We start from the raw sequence: 18,471 nt of genomic DNA on the forward strand, positions 1-18,471 counted from the left end.
TTACTCGCATGACGACAGCTGTGGAAATTGCCGCCCAAGGCCACGCCCTGTCGGAAATGCGACCTGTTTGCCCCCGCAATGAAAAACCCCGTCCCAGTTCCCGGAACGGGGCTTCAATGCGAAACGATGGCCGACGAGAAGCTTACGTGTTCATCGAATCGAAGAAATCGGCGTTGGTCTTGGTCTGCTTCAGCTTGTCGATCAGGAACTCGATCGCATCCGTGGTTCCCATCGGCGCCAGGATGCGGCGCAGGACGAAGATCTTCTGCAGATCCTGCTTGGAGACCAGCAGGTCTTCCTTGCGGGTGCCGGACTTCAAAATGTCCATGGCCGGGTAGATGCGCTTGTCGGCGACCTTGCGGTCGAGCTGGATTTCGCAGTTGCCGGTGCCCTTGAACTCTTCGAAGATGACTTCGTCCATGCGGCTGCCGGTGTCGATCAGCGCGGTGGCGATGATGGTCAGCGAGCCGCCTTCCTCGATGTTGCGGGCCGCGCCGAAGAAGCGCTTCGGCCGCTGCAGCGCGTTGGCGTCGACACCGCCGGTCAGCACCTTGCCGGAGGACGGCACAACGGTGTTGTAGGCACGGCCGAGGCGGGTGATCGAATCGAGCAGAATAACGACGTCGCGGCCATGCTCGACCAGGCGCTTGGCCTTTTCGATGACCATTTCGGCGACCTGGACGTGGCGCACCGCCGGTTCGTCAAAGGTCGAGGACACGACCTCGCCCTTCACCGAACGCTGCATGTCGGTCACTTCTTCTGGCCGTTCGTCGATCAGAAGTACGATCAGATAGCATTCCGGATGATTGGCCGTGATCGAGTGGGCGATATTCTGCATCAGCACCGTTTTACCGGTACGCGGCTGCGCGTTGATGAGCGCGCGCTGTCCCTTGCCGATCGGCGCCACCAGGTCGATCACCCGCGACGAGATGTCCTTGCCGGTCGGATTGTCGATCTCCATCTTCAGCCGCTTGGTCGGATAGAGCGGCGTCAGATTGTCGAAATGGATCTTGTGACGGATCTTTTCGGGATCGTCGAAATTGATCGTGTTGACCTTGAGAAGGGCGAAATAGCGCTCGCCCTCTTTTGGGCTGCGGATCGGCCCTTCGACGGTATCGCCGGTCTTCAAGGAGAAGCGGCGGATCTGCGAGGGCGAGATGTAGATATCGTCGGGACCCGGGAGATAATTGGCGTTGGCTGAGCGCAGGAAGCCGAAACCGTCCTGCAACAACTCGACCACACCATCGCCGATGATCTCGACGTCCTGGGCGGCCAGTTTCTTCAGGATGGCAAACATCAGTTCCTGCTTGCGCATGACGCTGGCGTTTTCCACTTCGAGCGATTCGGCATAGGCGATCAGCTCTGGCGGCTTCTTGTTCTTGAACTCTGCGAGTTTCATTTCTTGCATAGACGGACTCTGAATCTGCTTTGGGGAAAATATATCGGCTGGATGCGATAAATGCCGGGCGCGGCCGAAAGCAATCAAGGGCGGCGCATGACGGGAAGGAAGACCCGTCTTTTATCGTCGGTCGGGGGAAAGAGCAAGCTGCGTTTTGTCGACCGAAATGGGCCTAGAACGGCTTGACGACAACCAGGATGACGATGGCGATCATCAGCAATGTGGGGATCTCGTTGACGATTCGCCAGTGCCGCGCCGGTTTTTCATTGCGGTCCTCGGCGAATTTCCTGACAGCACCGGCCAGATAGCCATGCACGCCCGACAGCAACAGCACCAAGCCTATCTTGGCGTGCAGCCAGCCGCCGTGAAAGCCAAACACTTTCCAGGCAAGCCAAAGTCCGAACACCCAGGTGACGATCATCGCCGGATTGATGATGCCGCGCAGCAGACGCCGCTCCATCACCTTGAAGGTCTCCGATTGGACGGACCCCTTCTCTGCGTCGGCGTGGTAGACCAGCAATCGCGGCAGATAGAGCATGCCGGCCATCCAGGAGATGACGGCCAGGATATGGATTGCCTTCGCCCAGGGATAGAAACCCTCAGGCGCAAAGAAAAACAAAAGTGCGGTGAGAACAACCAGCACTCCGATGCCGATGGTCATGCGCATCATCGCCCCACGAGTGCTGTTGCCGCGCGTATTATCCGATTGAGCCATCAGCGTGTCGCGCTCCGCACCTGCTTCACCATCGCCTCGACATGTGCCACCGGCGTCTCCGGCGTGATGCCATGGCCGAGATTGAAGATCAGCGGTCCGTCGCCCAGCGCCTTGAGGATCGCATCGACGCCGTCCGACAGGGCTTTGCCGCCGGCCACGAGCCGCAAGGGATCGAGGTTGCCCTGGACCGCACCCGAGCGCTGCAGTTCGTTCGCCGCCGCCAGGGGTACGGTCCAGTCGATCCCCAGCCCCGTGACACCGGTCTTCTCACGATAGGTCTCGTAGCGGGCGCCGGCGCCCTTGGGAAAGCCTATGATCGGAACATCGGGATGAACCGCACGAACCTGCCTGACGATCTCCGCCACCGGCTGCACGCAGAACTGATCGAAAGACGCATCATCAAGCACGCCGGACCACGAATCGAAAATCTGCACCACGTCGGCACCGGCTTCGATCTGGCGGATCAAATAGGCCGCGGAGTGGTCGGCGAGCACTTTCAGGAGATGCTTGAAGGCCGTCGGTTCGCGATAGGCAAACAGCCGCGCCGGCGCTTGGTCGGGTGTGCCGTGGCCAGCGATCATGTAGGTCGCCACCGTCCACGGCGCGCCGCAGAAGCCGATCAGCGTGGTCTCGTCAGGCAATCTTGCACGCAGCCGGCGAACCGTCTCGTAGACGGGTTCGAGATTCACGTGAAACGTTTCGCCGTTGAGAGCCGAAATCTGAGCTGCAGTGATTGGCGTCAGCAGCGGCCCGCGGCCCTCCTCGAAGCGGACATCGCGCCCAAGCGCATGCGGCACGACCAGAATGTCCGAGAACAGGATCGAGGCATCGAAGCCGAAGCGCTCGATCGGCTGCAGCGTCACCTCGACGGCCAGATCAGGATTGTAGCAAAGATCGAGAAAGGACCCGGCGCGCTTTCTGGTCTCGCGGTACTCCGGCAAATAGCGCCCGGCCTGGCGCATCATCCAGAGCGGCGGCGGAAACACTGCCTCGCCTCTCAGCACGTCCAGCACGATGCGGTTCTCGGGCATTGAGCGCTCTCTTCCCTGCCTTCTCTATAATTAAATAGTCTATTTCTAGAATTTTCTGATTCTAAGAGTCTGTTGGTATCGGTGGTTGTCACCTGTCCCGCTTTGCCCTGGAAAAGGCCAGCCAGCATTTTGTCGCGTGTTTCTTCCGCGGGATTGTCAAAGAGTGTGGATGACCAGGATTCCATCACTGGAGTCAATGGTTTGACGTAGCCGCTGAAAAACCGCCTCTGTGGATGAAGCGCTGGCAAAAACGCCCGTCCCCAGATTTGTCCCCAACCGCACAGTGAAGCTGACAGCGCATCGAATTGTGGACAACTGGCCTTCTGATACAGTCGCCTCCAGCCGGTCGCCTTTGCGGCCCCGGTTTATCCACACAAGCCCACAGCCTGAGGCGCCCCCTGTGAACAAACCCCAGAGCTTCTTTCACCTGCACCTGATTTCCGACGCCACCGGCGAGACGCTGCTGGCGGCCGGCCGAGCCGCCTCGGCGCAATACAAGGATGCGCGCGCCATCGAGCATATCTATCCGCTCATCCGCACCGAAAAGCAGGTGGCGAAAGTCTTCGAGGACATAGAAGAGGAACCGGGCATCATCCTCTACACCGTCGTCGACCAGAAGCTGGCGCGCGGTATTGACGAGCGCTGCGCCGCCATGGGGCTGCCCTGCGTTTCGGTGCTGGAGCCGGTCCTCACCGTGTTCCAGTCCTATCTCGGCACGCCGGCCGGCCGCCGCGTCGGCGCCCAGCATGTGCTCGATGCCGATTATTTCCACCGTATCGACGCACTCAATTTTACGATGGAGCATGATGACGGGCAGCTGCCGCTCAACATGGACGACGCCGATGTCGTGCTGATCGGCATTTCCAGGACATCGAAGACGCCGACCAGCATCTATCTCGCCAACCGCGGCATCAAGACCGCCAACATCCCGATCGTGCTCGGCGTGCCGGTGCCCGAAAGCCTGGCCGCTGCTACCAAGCCGCTGATCGTCGGGCTGATCGCCACCGCCGAACGCATCTCGCATGTCCGGCAGAACCGCGTGCTCGGCAACAGCAGCACCTACGAAGCGACCGATTATGTCGACCGTGCCTCGATCGCCGAAGAGCTCGCCTATGCCCGCCAGATCTGCACCCGCCACAATTGGCCGATGATAGACGTCAGCCGCCGTTCGATCGAAGAGACCGCGGCAGCCATTGTTGCCCTGCGGGGGAAGAATAGATGATGGGATGGCAACGCGACCTCCTGCCCCAATCAACCACTATCGACCAGGCCCAGAACCCATGACCGAAAAAATCATCCTCGCCTCCGGCAGCCCGTTCCGCAAAGCAATGCTCATCAATGCCGGGCTCGGCATCGAAGCGGTGCCTGCCGATGTCGACGAGCGTGCGCTCGAGGCGCCGTTGCAGGACAGCGGTGTGTCGCCGGAAGATGTCGCCCTGATACTCGCCGAAGCCAAGGCGACCGAGGTCAGCGAACGCAGACCGGGCGCCCTGGTGCTCGGCTGCGACCAGACTTTGTCACTGGGAGATGAAGTGTTCCACAAGCCGGCCGACATGGAAGGCGCCCGCCGCCATCTGCTGGCGCTGTCGGGCAAGACGCATCAGCTGAACAGCGCCGCCGTGCTCTGCCGCAACGGCAAGGTGCTGTGGCGTCACGTCGGCATCGCCAGCCTTACCATGCGCAAGCTCGATCCGGCCTTCGTCGGCCGGCACCTGGCCCGCGTCGGCGCCAAGGCGTTGTCGAGCGTCGGCGCCTACCAGATCGAGGGCGAAGGCATCCAGCTGTTCGAAAAGATCGAAGGCGATTATTTCACCATTGTCGGCCTGCCGCTGTTACCGGTGCTGGCGGAATTGCGTGCGCTCGGAGCCATCGATGGTTGAGAAAAAAGCTTTCGTCACCGGCCATCCGATCGCGCATTCGCGCTCGCCGAAGATCCACGGCTATTGGCTGAACACATACGGCATCGACGGCAGCTATCATGCGATCGATGTCGCGCCGGCCGATTTTCCCGAGTTCCTCTCTTCCCTCCAGGCCAATGGCTATCAGGGCGGCAACGTCACCATTCCACACAAGGAAGTCGCCTTCGCCCGGGTCGAGCGCCGCGACGAGGCGGCGGAGATGATCGGCGCGGTCAACATGCTGTGGCTGGACGACGGCGTGCTGTGGGGCGGCAATTCGGACTGGATCGGCTTTGCCGGCAATCTCGACGAGCATGCCCGGGGCTGGGAGAGAAACGCTCCGGCCGTGGTGCTCGGCGCCGGTGGCGCGTCGCGCGCGGTCATCCACGCGCTTAAATCGCGCGGCATCAAAGATATCCGCATCGTCAACCGCACATTGGCGCGGGCGCAGGAACTCGCCGACCGCTTCGGGGCCGGCGTCTCGGCGCATGGCGCGGTCGGCGACTTGCTTGGCGATGCCGGCTTGCTGATCAACACGACGGCACTTGGCATGCATGGCGATGCGACGCTGGCCGCCGATCCGGCCGGCCTGCCAGCTCACGCCATTGTCGCAGACATCGTCTATGTGCCGCTGGAAACACCGCTGCTTGCCGCTGCCCGCGCGAGAAACTTGAAGACGGTCGACGGGCTCGGCATGCTGTTGCACCAGGCTGTGCCCGGTTTCGAACGCTGGTTCGGCAAGAAGCCGCAGGTCACGCCTGAGTTGCGACAGATGATCGTCGCCGACATCGTCGCCAAATGATGGGTCGCAAATGATGGGCGCAAAATGATGATCGTGCTTGGCCTCACCGGGTCGATCGGCATGGGCAAGTCGACGACGGCGAAAATGTTCGTCGACGCCGGCGTGCCGGTGCATGACTCCGACGAGACCGTGCATCGCCTCTATGCCGGCAAGGCAGCACCTCTCGTCGAGGCGGCCTTTCCCGGCACCGTGATTGCCGGTTCGGTCGACCGCACCGAGTTGGCGCGCCGCGTGCTCGGCAACGCTGCTGCGCTGAAGACATTGGAGGCGATCGTCCATCCGCTGGTGCGGGCCGATGCCGATGCCTTTCTGGCAAGGCACCGCGCCGCCGCCGCGCCGCTCGTCGTGCTCGACATTCCGCTGCTGTTCGAAACCGGCGGCCGCAACCGTGTCGACAAGGTCGTCGTCGTCACCGCGCCGGCCAATATCCAGCGCGCCCGCGTGCTGGCGCGTCCTGATATGAGCGAGGAAAAGCTGGCGGCCATCCTGGCCAAGCAGGTGCCCGATGCCGAAAAACGCCGGCAGGCCGATTTCGTCATCGACACCGGTGAAGGCATGGACGCCGCCCGCAGCGCGGTCGGCGCGATCATTGCCGAGCTCTCAGGGCGCTGAGCTCGCCTGCTAACTCCTGGGGGATAAGTCGCGCCCATAAGGCTCCTGACGGCAGGCTGTCGGCATTGCCCATTGCCATTTTGTTGCGCTCCATGATTCTACTCCTCCAGGAGTGAGTTGATTCTATGCGTGAGATCATTTTCGATACCGAAACCACCGGACTCGACATGCGCGACGACCGCATCATCGAGCTTGGCGGCGTCGAGCTGGTCAACCGCTTCCCGACCGGCCGCACCTTCCACAAATTCATCAATCCGCAGGGGCGCGCCGTCCATGTCGAGGCGCAAGCCGTGCACGGCATCAGCGCCGCCGACCTCGTCGGCAAGCCGACCTTTGCCGAAATCGCCGAGGAATGGCTCGCCTTCACCGACGGCGCCAAGCTCGTCGCCCACAACGCCAATTTCGACATCGGCTTCCTCAACACGGAATTCGGGCGGCTCGGCCAGCCGGCCATAGACACCGGGCGCGTCGTCGACACGCTGGCGCTGGCGCGGCGCAAGCATCCGATGGGCCCCAATTCGCTCGACGCGCTCTGCCGCCGCTACGGCATCGACAACGGCCACCGCACCAAGCACGGCGCGCTGCTCGATTCCGAGCTCCTGGCCGAGGTCTACATCGAACTCATCGGCGGCAAGCAGGCCGCACTTGTCCTCGACGCGGTCGTGGTGCAGCTCAACAGCAATGGCGACGTTGCCGACATCGACATCTCGATCGCCGCCAGGCCAATCGCCCTGCCGCCGCGCCTGACTGAGGGCGAGCGAGCGGCGCATGCGGGGCTGGTGGCGACGCTGGGTGAAAAGGCGCTGTGGCTGAAGGTGGCGGCGGGGTGAACGGATCGCGGAGGTAGCGTTCCGTCACACCCCTCTCTGGCCTGCCGGCCATCTCCCCCTCAAGGGGGGAGATCAGCAGCTTCGCCGCTCCAGCCCATTCCTGCAACGTCTAAAGTTGGCGATGGTCGCGATGAGGGGGAGATGCCTGGCAAGGCAGAGGGGGGTGCTGTCCCGCCAGCATCTCAGTATACTAAAAGCCCGGCACGAAGCCGGGCTTTCAACTCATGCGCGTGACGCTTGCCTTCAGCTCACCTTGACCTTCGATGCCGCCTGGTCCTCTGCCAGCTTCTGCTGGAACATCTGGGCGAAATCGATCGGGTCGAGCATCAGGGGCGGGAAGCCGCCATTGCGGGTGGCTTCGGCGATGATCTGGCGGGCGAACGGGAACAAAAGCCGCGGGCATTCAATGAACAGGATCGGCAGCATGTGCTCCTGCGGGAAGCCGGCGATGGCGAAGACGCCGCCATAGACCAGTTCGACATTGAACAGCACTTCCTGGTCGAAGGACGCCTTGGCGTTCAAGGTCAGATTGACGTCGAACTGCTTGTCGGAGAGCGGGTTGGCATTGACATTGACGTTGATCGCGATGCCGGGGGCCTTGTCGCGGCCGCGCAGCGAGTTCGGCGCGCCGGGGCTTTCGAAGGACAGGTCCTTCACATACTGGGCAAGCACGTTGAGCGACGGCTGCGCCGTTTCGCCGTTGCCGTTGGCGGCGCCGACCGGCGCGTCATCTTTGCTGGCCATGAGCCTTGTTCCTTTTGCCTGGACAGCAGCGCTGACCGAATTGAAATCGGGCGTTGGCTAGCATGGTCGGCAAGACAAGACAAGGTTTGCCGCCTTCAGGCCGGAAGGGGTCAATAGTCAGTCGTCCTCAAGGCGACATTCAGTCGTCCTTCAGGCGGCGCCACGGCGAGTTATGGTCGGGACCGCGGTTGAAATCGTCCTCGCGCGAATAGTCGCCGTCGTCGAGGTCGATGACCTTGTCGCGCGACCTGCCGCGAAAACCGCCGGCGGTGAAATCGGTCGCGACGACGATGCGGCCCTTGAGCCTGCGCCAGGCAAGGTCGCGCACCGGCGGCAGGAACAGCAGCAGGCCGATAATATCGGTAATGAAGCCGGGGATGATCAACAGGATCGCGGCGACCACGATCATGGCGCCATGCGCGAGCTGGCGGCTGGGGTCGCCGCCGCCGGCCATCTCGGCGCGGACCCGCGCCATGACGCCAAAACCCTGGTGCCGGAGCAGAAGCACGCCGGCAATGCTTGAAGCCAGCACCAGGCCGACCGTCGCCAGCGCCCCGACCTCGTGGCCGACAATGACGAAACCGGCGATTTCCAGCAGCGGCAGCGCAAGCAGGAACAGAGGAAGGAAGGAAATGCGCAAGTCTTGACCGATCGTTTCCATGTTTGCCGGGCGGCGCATAATCGCCGCTGGCACTGAGGCCGTTAGATAGGTATGCCTGCCTTTGATTTGAATGATTGCGCCATGCGTTCTATATGCTTTGCATGTTTAACGCCATGCGACCGCCGCCCGATTGGCTGGCGGTTCCGGCCAGGTCAGGGATTGATTGGCGAAAGATATGGGATTCTTCGACTTCGGCACCATTTTCTTTCTGATTGCGGCGGTGGTGATCTTTTTCCAGCTGCGCAACGTGCTTGGCCGCCGCACGGGCAGCGAGCGCCCGCCCTTCGATCCGTACACGGCCAGCCGCACCGAGAAGGACGCGACCCAGAAGCCCGAAAATGTGGTTTCGCTGCCACGCAAGCGCATGCCGGGCGAGACGGCTGCCGAGACCTATGCGGCCATCGATGCCTTCGCCAAGCCCGACACCGACCTCAACAAGGGCCTGCGCGCGATCAAGGACAATGATCCCTCCTTCGACCCCAAAGTCTTCGTCGACGGCGCCAAGATGGCTTATGAGATGATCGTCATGGCCTATGCCGATGGCGACCGAAAAACGCTGAAGAACCTGTTGTCGCGCGAGGTTTTTGACGGCTTCGTTGCCGCGATTGGCGACCGCGAGGCGAAAGCCGAAAAGATCCAGTCCTCCTTCGTCGGCATCGACAAGGCCGACATCGTCTCGGCCGAGATGAAGGGCGGCGAGGCCCACATCACGCTGCGCATCGTGAGCGAACTGATTTCGGCGACCCGCGACAAGGCGGGTGCCGTCATCGACGGCGATCCCGAGACGGTGGCCGAGGTCAAGGATGTCTGGACCTTCGCCCGCGACACACGCTCGCGCGATCCGAACTGGAAGCTGGTCGCCACCGAGGAAGAAGACTGAGCCTATGCATGTCGCCCGGTGCGGGCAGCTTTTTTGGGATAGCGACATGCAGGCAAACATCGGCAGTGGCGAGGCTGAGGTGTCGCTCTCGCCGCTTTTCGTGGAAAAGTCCTTCGATGATCTTCCCGGTTGGAATTTCGATGACCATCTGCCCGCTTTCGAAGCCTTCCGCCGTTCGGCCTTTCATGTCCTGAACAAGCCCTACCGCACCGGTTCGTTGGGCGTCCGGTTCGACGCGTTTGCCGGCGCTTATGACGAGGCGCGCACCGTTTCGCCGGCGAATCGGTCGGCGGCCAAGGGTTTTTTCGAGCGCCATTTCGCCCCAGTCCAGATTCGATCCGAAAACCCCGGCCTGGTCACCGGCTTCTACGAGCCGGAGGTCGAGGCCTCACCAGTGCGCACGGATGAATTCACGGTGCCGCTGCTGGAGCGGCCTTCCGATCTCGTCGACATCGATGATGCCAACCGTCCTCGAGGGATGGACGACTATGTCGCCTTCGCCCGCGATACGCCGCAGGGCCTGGTGGAGTATTTCGACCGCAGTGAGATCGAGAGAGGCGCGCTGGCCGGCCAAGGCCTGGAAATCGCCTGGCTTGCCGACAAGGTCGACGTCTTCTTCATCCATGTGCAAGGTGCGGCCAGGCTGAAGATGACCGACGGCCGGCTTTGCCGCGTCACCTACGCCGCCAAATCCGGCCAACGTTTCAGCGGTCCGGGGAAGATTCTCGCCGAACTCGGCGAAATCCCACTGGAAAAAGTGACGATGCAGTCTATCCGCGCCTGGTTCAGGGCGCATCCGGATCGCGTCGACGAGATCCTCTGGCAGAACCGCTCCTATATCTTCTTTCGCGAAGCCGATGTCGACGATGCCGCACTCGGTCCTATCGCCGCCGCCAAGGTGCCGTTGACGCCGGGCCGTTCGCTCGCGGTCGACCGGCTGCGGCACACATTCGGTACCCCCTTCTACATCGACGCTCCGTCGCTGACCGCCTTCGACGGAAAACCGTTCCGGCGGCTGATGATTGCGCAGGACACCGGCTCGGCCATCACCGGACCGGCGCGGGGCGATCTGTTCGCCGGCTCCGGCGATGCGGCCGGCGAGATCGCCGGCGTCGTTCGCAATGCGGCCGATTTCTATGCCTTGGTTCCACGCGCTCTCGTTTCGGAATCGAATCGATGAGCAAGCGCCCCGATAAACTCAACGAAGACGACCGGGTGCTGTGGAACCTGGTGGCGCGCACCGCCCGACCGCTGAAGGGCCGGACCGCGGTCGAGATTCCCGACATCGTCGTCGACCCCAAGCCGGCACAGACGCCGGTCGCTGTCGGTCCGGTCCTCGCCGCCAAGCCGAAGGCGCAGCATGTATCGCACGCGCTGGACGAGCCGACATTGGACAAGCTGAAGAAGGGCCGGCTGCCGATCGAAGGCCGCGTCGATCTGCATGGCATGACCCAGGACGAGGCCTATTCGCTGCTGTTTTCGTTCCTGCACCGGGCCCATGCCGGCGGCATCCGCTATGTCCTCGTCATTACGGGAAAAGGGTCGTCGTCGGGCGGCGACGGCGTCTTGCGGCGCGCCGTGCCTGCCTGGCTGTCGACGCCTGCCTTCCGGCCGCTGGTCTCCAGCCACGATCACGCCGCCCGCAACCACGGCGGTTCGGGCGCGCTCTACGTTCGACTCAGGCGAACCCGCTGATGACGCCGTTCGGCGAAAAACTGCGGGCGCTTCGAGCCGAGCGCGGCTTGCGCCAGAAGGACATGGCGCAGGCGATCGGAGTCAGCGCCGCCTATTTGTCGGCGCTGGAACATGGCCGCCGCGGCGCGCCGACCTGGACGCTGATCCAGAAGATCATCGGCTATTTCAACGTCATCTGGGACGATGCCGAAGAGCTGGCGCGTCTGGCCGAGGCCTCACATCCGCGGGTGAGACTCGATACGTCCGGCCTCAGTCCTGCCGCCACCGAGTTGGCCAATCTCCTGGCCGAAAACATCGAGAAGCTGGACGAAGCCGAGCTTGCCCGCATCACCGGCTCGATCCGGGCCGCACTGGAGCGGCGTAAGTAGGGCGGCGCCAAGGCCACGAATGCTCATCAATAGCGCCGGCATTTCATCCTGAAGGCGATGCCCGCCGGCCGTTAGCCAGCGGGCATATAGCGAGATTACTTCGCGCCGGCCTGGCCGCCACGGCCGCCAGTGCTGTCATGATCGCCGCCGCGACCGCCACCCAGGCAGTCCGAGGTGAGATCGCAACAGCGATTGCCCCACTGGTTGTTCTTGGCGCAGCCGGTCTGGTCGGCCATAGCGGATCCGGCCAGGGACGATACCGCGATGGCGGCGAGGAAAGCATTACGCAGGAAAGCAGTCATTTGAAGTCTCCATGGTTGGGTTTCTGTTTACGGCTGTGTGTCGCCGCTGGAGACGGTTTGGTTCACGCAGGTAGCGAAATTTTTTGAGGAGGCGTTTCGAGAGATAAGATTTCGAGGGCAGCGCTGCCCTCATCCGCCTGCCGGCGACTATTTTGCAACGTTGACGATTGGCGAAATCACCGATGGCAGCATCTTTCTCCCCGTCATATACGGGGAGAAATGCCCGGCAGGGCAATGAGGGGCAGCGCCGACTTGCGGTTATCTCGTGAAAGTTATTAGCCGCGGGCTTCCGACGAAGCTGTTCGCAGCGACGCGCTCACATGCATCGTCCTTATTTACTGAACCGCGCCGACCAGTACCTGCTGGCCGCCGCGGATCGAGACCCAGCGGCCGGTGTTGTCGATGGCCTGCCGCTTGAGGAAGCGATAGCCGGTGGCGTCCCAGATCTTCACCTTGTCGGTCAGATTGTCGAGGACGTAGTCGCCCTTGTCGGTGCGCACGGTCAGCACGGCATGGCCTTCGCCGTCCGGCTTGCGCACGACGGTGATCAAGAGATCGGCCAGCGACACGCCAGAGCGCGAGAGCTGGCGGCGCTTTTCCAGCACATAGTCTTCGCAATCGCCGACGCCCTTGTCGGGATAGGCCCAGACCTCGTCCTTGCCATAGATGTCGTAGTCGCTCATCGGCTTGACGGCGGCGTTGACCCTTGACGTCACGTTGATCAGCTTGCGCATGAAGGCGTCGGTCATCGCGGCGGGGTTGAGGTTGCTCGGCCGGATCGAGCATTCGCCGGGCTGGGTTTTACAGAAATCATAGTGGCCGATCGGCTGCGAGGTCATGCCGCCCGTCGCCATGGCGCCGCCTGCAAGTGCCGGCACTGCCCAGCACGCAGAGATCGCCAGCCCTGCTGCCGCCCACAAGCGCAGCGTCCGTGCCATCGGTGAGGAAGTCATTGTCCCCGTTCGCCCTTGTTCTTAACGAAAGGTTAAAGGGGATTTACACTCCGTGTCAATTATAAGGGGAGCCAGATTCTTCGGCATGGTTACCCGCGCCCGCCCAACAGCGTCTATTGTGCAACAGAACGCCTGTGGCGCGCAAAATCGCCCCGCTTTTGTGGGCAATGCACGCTGCAGCCGGATCGAGCCTCAGCTTTTGGCGGAGCGGACCAGCCTTGGTTTCACCGCAACCCGGTTCTGGCGGCCGTAGCTGGTGATGAAATCGACGATGCGCGGCACGATTTCCGAGCGGAATCGCGACCCGTTGAAGACGCCGTAGTGGCCGACGGCCGGCTGCATGTAATGCGCATGCCGGTCAGCCGGGATGTTGGGGCAGAGATCGTGGGCGGCCTGGGTCTGGCCGAGACCGGAAATGTCGTCGTTCTCGCCTTCGACCGTGAACAGCGCGACATTGCGGATCGCCTTGGTGTCGACCACCTCGCCGCGATGCGTCATCTCGCCCTTGGGCAGCGCATGGCGCACGAACACCGTGTCGACGGTCTGCAGATAGAATTCCGCCGTCAGGTCCATCACCGCCAGATATTCGTCGTAGAAATCGCGGTGCTTCTCGGCATTGTCGCCGTCATGCTTGACCAGATGCATGAAGAAGTCCTTGTGGGCGGTGATGTGGCGGTCGAGGTTCATGCTCATGAAGCCCGACAGCTGCAGGAAGCCCGGATAGACTTCGCGGCCGAAGCCCGGCACCGGCCAGGGCGCGTGCATGATGACGTTGTCGCGGAACCAGTCGATGCCCTTTTCCTTGGCCAGCAGATTGACCGCGGTCGGATTGCGGCGGGTGTCGATCGGCCCGCCCATCAAGGTCATGGTCGAGGGCACGAAGGGATCGCCGCGCTTTTCCATCAGCGCTACCGCCGCCAGCACCGGCACCGAAGGCTGGCACACCGCCATCACATGGGTGTCCGGCCCCAGCGCATGCAGCATGTCGATGATGTAGTCGATATAATCGTCGAGGTCGAAATGGCCGTCGGTCACCGGCACCATGCGGGCATCGACCCAGTCGGTGATGTGCACGTCGGCATAGGGCAGCATCGCCTCGACCGTGCCGCGCAGCAGCGTCGCATAATGGCCCGACATCGGCGCCACAATGAGAAGCTTGGGGTCGGCCTTGCGACCGGCGGGCACCGACCGCTCGAAGCGGGTGAGATTGCAGAACGGCCGCGACCACACGGTCTTTTCGCTGACCTCGACGCTTTTCCAGTCGACCACGGTCTTGCTCAGGCCGAAATGCGGCTTGCTGTAGCGGCGCGTCGTGCGCTCGAACAGTTCGGCCGTGGCGGCGACCGAGCGGCCCCACGGCGTATGCGAAAACGGATTGAGCGGGTTGGTGTAGAACAGCCGCACTGCATCGGCATAAAGCCGCGCGGGCTGCAGGGCGGCATGGTTCATTTCGTAGAGCTGGTAGAACATCAGGTACTCCGCAGCTGCCGTGACCGAAGGGACGACGGACAGCGCCGAGCCTTGAATGTCTCGCGCGGAGGTTAACAAGATATTGCTGCGATGCAATACGTCACGTGGCGTGACATATGCCAATCTTTCGTCCAAGGCCTTGAGAAACCGCGTTGGGCGGCTGGAGCCGCTCAATGTGCACTGCAAAATGCAAGGCTGTTGGACAACGGGGCAGGATGCGTCCGGCCGATCGGGCCGGACTTGGACAGATCTAGACGCGCGCCATGCACACCGAGGTATGGCCGGAGCCGATGAAGCCGAGTTGGCCGGCGGCGCCCTTGGACAGATCGAGCACGCGCCCTTTGATGAACGGGCCGCGGTCGTTGATGCGCACGATGACGCTGCGGCCATTATTCTGGTTGGTCACTTTCAACTTGGTGCCGAAAGGCAGGCTGCGGTGCGCGGCGGTCAGCGCCGACGGGTTCATGCGTTCGCCATTGGCGGTCCTGGAATGCAGTGCGTACCAGGAGGCGCGGCCGCACTGGCCGGCGGCGGAGGAGGCGGATGCACCGACCATTAGGCCAGCCGCGATCGTTACCGCGACAAGCGCGGTCTGGTTTGTTTTCTTCATGTTGGGGGGATTGGCTCCGTTTTCGACAGACCCCAGCCGTTAAGTGTCGAATAAGGCAGGAAATGCGGCAAGCATCGGGCAGTTCCGTGGCACCGGCACACGTTTGGAGTCGCTGGGAAACAGTTTGTCAGGCATCTTTCGTGTGGCGCGGCCGTATCGCCGGCGGTACTGCGAGCTGTTTCACAGATTCCGTGAGCAAGGCACGACGTTATAGTACAAGTAGAAGAGAGCGCGATTGGGCGCCGTCCTTTCGCTCTGTCATCACGGTCATGGCGCAGTTGACGATCGACTTCGGAAAGGAATCTTGGCGATGAGACTGTTCAGATATCTGCTGGCGCTGATCGTGCTCGCCATTGGCGCGCTGTGGTCGCTGCAGGGCATTGGCGTGGTCGGCGGCAGTTTCATGACCGGCCAGTCGCAATGGCTCTATATCGGCATCGTGACCATGCTGGTCGGTTTCGCCGGGCTGGTATGGGCGAGCCGTTCGCGGGGGTGAGTTGCGACGAAAAATCGACCCACACAGATCGACCCCCACTCCGTCGAGCTTCGCTCGACACCTCTCCCCGATCGACGGGGGAGAGGAAAGGCGGAGTGGGGAAGGCGCTGGTCAAACCCGCAGTCGCAAACAGGGCCAACCCGGCGAGCAAGAAAACAGCCACCCCATATTGCCGGTCCATTCTGTTACCTATCTATCCGGTTCGGATAGAATGCCCTGCCCGCGACAGCACTACCCGAACAGCTGATCCAGAATCCTGCCCTCCAGCCTGGCAAGCTCGACCGAACCGCGCCGGCGCGGCCGCGCCACCGACACGTCGAGATCGAGCGCGATGCGGCCGTCCTCGATCACCGCCACCCGGTCGGCGAGCGCAACCGCCTCGGCGACGTCATGCGTGACCAGCACCGCGGTGAATTTTTGCTCCAGCCAGATGCGTTCCAGAAGCTGCTGCATTTCGATGCGGGTCAGCGCATCGAGCGCGCCGAGCGGCTCGTCGAGCGCCAGGATCCGAGGCTGGCCGATCAGGGCGCGCGCCAGCGCCACGCGCTGCTTCTGGCCGCCCGACAGCACCGAGGGCCATTCGTCGGCGCGGTCGGCGAGGCCGACTTCACCCAGGATGGCGAGCGCGCGCCGCCTGGCTTCCGCACCGGTGGCAAGCCCGGTCAGCCCGACCTCGACGTTTTTCACCACGCTGGCCCAGGGCAACAGCCGCGGCTCCTGGAACATGAAGCGGCTCTCTTCCCCGGCGCCGGCCTTCGCCTCCGGCCCGAATGTAAGGGATCCAGCGGTTGGCCGATCGAGCCCGGCCAGCAGCCGCAACAGCGTACTCTTGCCGCAGCCGCTCTTGCCGATGACGGCCACAAACTGTCCGACGGGCACATCGAGATCGATGCCGTCGAGCACGACCTTGTCGCCAAAGCGCTTTTCCACGCCCTTGAAGGCAAAGGCGCGCTGCCTTTCGACGGCCTCCTCCGGCCGTGACGGTTCCGGCGCGGCGACGAAGGAACGGATGGCGGTCAGGCTGGCGGTTGGCATCGAACCCTCAGGCGTTCTGGAAGGCGGGATGCCAGCCGAGCGACAGCCGCTCGAGCAGGCGGGCGAAGCTGTCGGCAAGCTTGCCGAGCAGCGCATAGATCAGGATCGACAGCACGACCACATCGATCAGCAGGAATTCGCGTGCCTGCATGGCCATGTAGCCGAGGCCGGAACTGGCCGAGATGGTTTCGGCAACGATCAGCGTCAGCCACATGATGCCCAGCGCATAGCGCAGGCCGACGAAGATCGCCGGCAGCGCGCCGGGCAGGATCACCTGAAAAAACAACGCGCGGCGGTCCATGCCGTAGACCCGGCCCATCTCGACCAGATGCGGGTCGACGCTCTGGATGCCGAGCAGCGTGTTGACGTAGATCGGGAAGAACACGCCGAGCGCCACCAGGAACAGTTTTGCTTCCTCGTCGATGCCGAACCACAGGATGACCAGCGGGATCAGCGCCAGATGCGGGATGTTGCGGATCATCTGTAGCGTCGTGTCGGTCAGGCCGCGGCTGAGCGCCGACAGCCCGTTGGCAAGGCCGAGTGCAAAGCCGATCGAGCCGCCGATGGCAAAGCCGGCCAGCGCGCGCAGCGTGCTGACGCCGATGTTCTGTATCAGCTCGCCCGACAGCGTCAGCCGCCAGAAGGCCTCGGCCACCGCGCTCGGCGCCGGCAGCACATTGGCGGGCATCACGCCGGCGCGGCTGGCGGCTTCCCAGCCAATTATGACCAACGCCGGCAGCAGCCAGCCGATGCCGTTCTGTTTGACCCGTTGAGCCAGGCTCATGACGACGCCTGAAGGCGGTTGGCGCCGTGGAAGCCGACGGCGAATTCATTGGCGATGTTCTCATGCGCCCGTGCCCGCCTGGTGCCCAGGCCGAGACGCGGGAACAGAAGCTCGGCGACGCGGTAGGCTTCCTCGAGATGCGGGTAGCCGGAGCCGATGATGGTGTCGATGCCGATCGCCTGATACTCGCGGATGCGCTCGACGATCTGCTCGGGCGAGCCGACCAAAGCTGTGCCGGCGCCGCCGCGCACCAGGCCGACGCCGGCCCACAGATTGGGCGAAACCACCAGCCTGTCGCGGCGGCCGCCATGCAGTTCGGCCATGCGCCGCTGTCCCACAGAGTCCATCTCCCTGGTGAAGCGGGCCTGGGCATTTTCGATCTGGGCATCGGTGACGTGGCTGATCAGCCGGTCGGCGGCGCGCCAGGCCTCTTCCTCGGTCTCGCGCACGATGAAATGAAGCCTGATGCCGAAACGCAGTTTGCGGCCGCGCCGTTCAGCCTTTTTGCGCGCCGCGCTGAGTTTTTCCGCCACCTGCGCGGGCGGCTCGCCCCAGGTCAGGTACATGTCGACGAGATCGGCGGCGAGCTCCTGGCCGGCATCGGACGAGCCGCCGAAATAGAGCGGCGGCCGCTCCTGTTGCGGCAGAAGGTCAAGGCGGCCATTGTCGACGCGGTAATATTTGCCGTTGAAGTTGACGCTCTCGCCCGACACCAGCGCGCGCCAGATGGTCAGGAACTCTTGCGCTTGCGCATAGCGCTCATCATGCGGCAGGAACACGCCATCGCCGGCAAGCTCGGTCGGGTTGCCGCCGACCACGACATTGAGCAGCAGGCGGCCATTGCTCAGCCGGTCGAGCGCCGCCGTCTGGCGCGCCGCGAAGGTCGGCAACGTCACGCCGGGCCGTAGCGCCACCAGGAATTTTAGCTTTTCCGTCAGCGCTGCAAGGCCGGAGGCGGTGATCCAGGAATCCTCGCAATTCTGCCCGGTCGGCAAAAGCACGCCGGGAAAGCCGAGCCGGTCGACGGCCTGTGCGATCTCCTTGAAGTAAGCGAACTCCGGCGGCCGCTGCTGCTGTTCGGAGCCGAGATAGGAGCCGTCGCCATGCGTTGGAATGAACCAGAAGAAATCGAGCGGGCTGGCTTGCGGATTGGCTGGAGCGGTCATGGCGAAATCCCTGAAGCGGA

22 protein-coding genes are annotated in these 18,471 nt (G+C 63.0%); 10 read left to right on the top strand and 12 right to left on the bottom strand.

All coding sequences use genetic code 11. The features are described from left to right. Positions 1-142: 142 nt before the first annotated feature. The 3 genes from rho to hemE all read right to left on the bottom strand — a co-directional run bounded on the left by rho (position 143) and on the right by hemE (position 3,145). The gene (gene rho, locus NKI05_RS24190; RefSeq protein ID WP_023672113.1) at positions 143-1,408 is read right to left on the bottom strand and encodes a transcription termination factor Rho; all 1,266 of its coding nucleotides are present in this window, start codon (positions 1,406-1,408) and stop codon (positions 143-145) included. A 163-nt stretch (positions 1,409-1,571) separates the two neighbouring features. After that, entirely contained in the window at positions 1,572-2,114 is a 543-nt protein-coding gene (gene hemJ, locus NKI05_RS24195; RefSeq protein ID WP_023685042.1) for a protoporphyrinogen oxidase HemJ, read from the bottom strand. Further along, complete coding sequence (gene hemE / locus NKI05_RS24200; protein WP_023685041.1) at positions 2,114-3,145, bottom strand: uroporphyrinogen decarboxylase; 1,032 nt, start codon at positions 3,143-3,145, stop codon at positions 2,114-2,116. Before hemE ends, hemJ begins: the two co-directional genes overlap by 1 nt. Before the next feature lie 283 nt (positions 3,146-3,428). Here hemE and NKI05_RS24205 point away from each other — a divergent pair, with 283 nt between their 5' ends. The 5 genes from NKI05_RS24205 (at position 3,429) to dnaQ (ending at position 7,287) form a co-directional block, all read left to right on the top strand. Then, entirely contained in the window at positions 3,429-4,367 is a 939-nt protein-coding gene (locus tag NKI05_RS24205; RefSeq protein WP_488505159.1) for a pyruvate, water dikinase regulatory protein, read from the top strand. Positions 4,368-4,425: 58 nt separating this feature from the next. Beyond that, positions 4,426-5,025 carry a Maf-like protein gene (locus NKI05_RS24210; RefSeq protein ID WP_023685039.1) on the top strand — a complete coding sequence of 200 codons (600 nt, stop codon included), beginning with the start codon at positions 4,426-4,428 and terminating at the stop codon, positions 5,023-5,025. After that, positions 5,018-5,845: a shikimate dehydrogenase gene (locus NKI05_RS24215; protein WP_023685038.1), complete on the top strand. Its 828-nt coding sequence runs from the start codon at positions 5,018-5,020 to the stop codon at positions 5,843-5,845. The genes NKI05_RS24210 and NKI05_RS24215 overlap by 8 nt, the downstream gene beginning before the upstream one ends. A 27-nt stretch (positions 5,846-5,872) precedes the next feature. Beyond that, positions 5,873-6,457, top strand: a complete 585-nt coding sequence (gene coaE / locus NKI05_RS24220; protein ID WP_023687592.1) for a dephospho-CoA kinase — start codon at positions 5,873-5,875, stop codon at positions 6,455-6,457. A 125-nt stretch (positions 6,458-6,582) separates the two neighbouring features. Beyond that, positions 6,583-7,287, top strand: coding sequence for a DNA polymerase III subunit epsilon (gene dnaQ / locus NKI05_RS24225; RefSeq protein ID WP_023672106.1), 705 nt, complete (start codon positions 6,583-6,585; stop codon positions 7,285-7,287). Between the two features lie 243 nt (positions 7,288-7,530). Here dnaQ and secB read toward each other — a convergent pair whose 3' ends face one another. Continuing rightward, the gene (gene secB, locus NKI05_RS24230) at positions 7,531-8,031 is read right to left on the bottom strand and encodes a protein-export chaperone SecB (RefSeq protein WP_023672105.1); all 501 of its coding nucleotides are present in this window, start codon (positions 8,029-8,031) and stop codon (positions 7,531-7,533) included. Between the two features lie 139 nt (positions 8,032-8,170). After that, complete coding sequence (locus NKI05_RS24235) at positions 8,171-8,671, bottom strand: FxsA family protein (RefSeq protein ID WP_023816128.1); 501 nt, start codon at positions 8,669-8,671, stop codon at positions 8,171-8,173. Positions 8,672-8,867: 196 nt separating this feature from the next. On the opposite strand from NKI05_RS24235, the gene NKI05_RS24240 reads away from it, so the two are divergent. The 4 genes from NKI05_RS24240 to NKI05_RS24255 all read left to right on the top strand — a co-directional run bounded on the left by NKI05_RS24240 (position 8,868) and on the right by NKI05_RS24255 (position 11,635). Beyond that, complete coding sequence (locus NKI05_RS24240; protein ID WP_023672103.1) at positions 8,868-9,572, top strand: Tim44/TimA family putative adaptor protein; 705 nt, start codon at positions 8,868-8,870, stop codon at positions 9,570-9,572. A gap of 79 nt (positions 9,573-9,651) precedes the next feature. Further along, positions 9,652-10,752 carry a murein transglycosylase A gene (mltA, locus tag NKI05_RS24245; protein WP_023816129.1) on the top strand — a complete coding sequence of 367 codons (1,101 nt, stop codon included), beginning with the start codon at positions 9,652-9,654 and terminating at the stop codon, positions 10,750-10,752. Then, the gene (locus tag NKI05_RS24250) at positions 10,749-11,267 is read left to right on the top strand and encodes a Smr/MutS family protein (protein WP_023672101.1); all 519 of its coding nucleotides are present in this window, start codon (positions 10,749-10,751) and stop codon (positions 11,265-11,267) included. Before mltA ends, NKI05_RS24250 begins: the two co-directional genes overlap by 4 nt. After that, positions 11,267-11,635 (top strand): helix-turn-helix domain-containing protein, encoded by a 369-nt coding sequence (locus tag NKI05_RS24255; protein ID WP_023672100.1) that lies wholly within the window; start codon positions 11,267-11,269, stop codon positions 11,633-11,635. The genes NKI05_RS24250 and NKI05_RS24255 overlap by 1 nt, the downstream gene beginning before the upstream one ends. A 95-nt stretch (positions 11,636-11,730) precedes the next feature. Here NKI05_RS24255 and NKI05_RS24260 read toward each other — a convergent pair whose 3' ends face one another. The 4 genes from NKI05_RS24260 to NKI05_RS24275 form a co-directional block, all read right to left on the bottom strand. Next, complete coding sequence (locus NKI05_RS24260; RefSeq protein ID WP_023672099.1) at positions 11,731-11,937, bottom strand: hypothetical protein; 207 nt, start codon at positions 11,935-11,937, stop codon at positions 11,731-11,733. Between the two features lie 335 nt (positions 11,938-12,272). Beyond that, a complete protein-coding gene (locus tag NKI05_RS24265; RefSeq protein WP_023672098.1) occupies positions 12,273-12,890 on the bottom strand; it encodes a transglutaminase-like cysteine peptidase in 618 nt (205 codons plus the stop codon). 192 nt (positions 12,891-13,082) lie between these two features. Further along, on the bottom strand, positions 13,083-14,360 hold the full coding sequence (locus NKI05_RS24270; RefSeq protein ID WP_023672097.1) for a polyhydroxyalkanoate depolymerase: 1,278 nt from the start codon (positions 14,358-14,360) through the stop codon (positions 13,083-13,085). A 250-nt stretch (positions 14,361-14,610) separates the two neighbouring features. Next, the gene (locus NKI05_RS24275) at positions 14,611-14,970 is read right to left on the bottom strand and encodes a septal ring lytic transglycosylase RlpA family protein (RefSeq protein ID WP_023672096.1); all 360 of its coding nucleotides are present in this window, start codon (positions 14,968-14,970) and stop codon (positions 14,611-14,613) included. Positions 14,971-15,280: 310 nt separating this feature from the next. Between NKI05_RS24275 and NKI05_RS24280 the strand changes: the two genes are divergently transcribed. Beyond that, positions 15,281-15,466, top strand: a complete 186-nt coding sequence (locus NKI05_RS24280) for a hypothetical protein (protein WP_023710328.1) — start codon at positions 15,281-15,283, stop codon at positions 15,464-15,466. A gap of 231 nt (positions 15,467-15,697) precedes the next feature. Here NKI05_RS24280 and NKI05_RS24285 read toward each other — a convergent pair whose 3' ends face one another. From NKI05_RS24285 to ssuD, 3 genes are read right to left on the bottom strand one after another with little or no spacing between them, the layout of a single operon-like run. Next, positions 15,698-16,501, bottom strand: a complete 804-nt coding sequence (locus NKI05_RS24285) for an ATP-binding cassette domain-containing protein (RefSeq protein WP_023816131.1) — start codon at positions 16,499-16,501, stop codon at positions 15,698-15,700. 7 nt (positions 16,502-16,508) lie between these two features. Beyond that, positions 16,509-17,285, bottom strand: a complete 777-nt coding sequence (locus tag NKI05_RS24290) for an ABC transporter permease subunit (RefSeq protein ID WP_023706945.1) — start codon at positions 17,283-17,285, stop codon at positions 16,509-16,511. Further along, positions 17,282-18,451 carry an FMNH2-dependent alkanesulfonate monooxygenase gene (gene ssuD / locus NKI05_RS24295; protein ID WP_023706946.1) on the bottom strand — a complete coding sequence of 390 codons (1,170 nt, stop codon included), beginning with the start codon at positions 18,449-18,451 and terminating at the stop codon, positions 17,282-17,284. Before ssuD ends, NKI05_RS24290 begins: the two co-directional genes overlap by 4 nt. Between the last annotated feature and the right edge of the window lie 20 nt (positions 18,452-18,471).

The sequence above is a fragment of the Mesorhizobium sp. M0771 genome (assembly GCF_040320155.1).
Taxonomy (GTDB): Bacteria; Pseudomonadota; Alphaproteobacteria; order Rhizobiales; family Rhizobiaceae; genus Mesorhizobium.